Source organism: Streptomyces sp. UNOC14_S4, from assembly GCF_020740835.1.
In the GTDB taxonomy this organism is placed as follows: domain Bacteria; phylum Actinomycetota; class Actinomycetes; order Streptomycetales; family Streptomycetaceae; genus Streptomyces.
Map to the genome: position 1 here is coordinate 1 of NZ_JAINFC010001075.1, position 501 is coordinate 501.

General features: G+C 75.4%; 1 pseudogene. It reads right to left on the reverse strand.

What is annotated here, in order from left to right:
* Positions 1 to 356 (reverse strand): annotated as a pseudogene (locus tag K6I34_RS37965) (DNA polymerase III subunit gamma and tau); the annotation flags it as partial.
* Positions 357 to 501 lie beyond the last annotated feature (145 nt).

Below are 501 nucleotides of genomic sequence, written 5' to 3' on the forward strand. Positions count from 1 at the left end.
GCCTGAGGCTGCGGCTGGGGCCGCGGGGCCGGGGGAGGCGTCGCCGCGGGGGCACCCATGCCACCGGAGTGGTGCCCACCTGCGTAGTTCACGGCCATGCCACCGCCGCCGCCCGCGCCACCGCCCACGGGCGCGACGACCAGCTCGACCTTCCACTGGACGTTCAGCGCGTCGGCGAGGGCCTGGCGGAGCACGTCCTCGCTGCCGCTGTTCGCGAAGCTGTCCCGTGCCCCCGCGTTGGCGAAGCCGACCTGGAGCGTGGTCCCGTCGAAGCCGACGATCTCGGCGTTCTGGCTGAGGACGATCCACGTGAAACGTCGACGGTTCTTGACCGCCTCCAGGATGTTCGGCCACATCTGCCGCACCTGGGACGCGTCACCGACCGGCTGGACCGCCCCGGACCCGGCCCCGGCCCCGGGCTGCTGCCCGTACCCGGCGGACGCCGCCGCGCCCGTTCAGCCCGCTCCCGCGGCGGGGGCAGCGGCAGGGGCCCCCTGACCA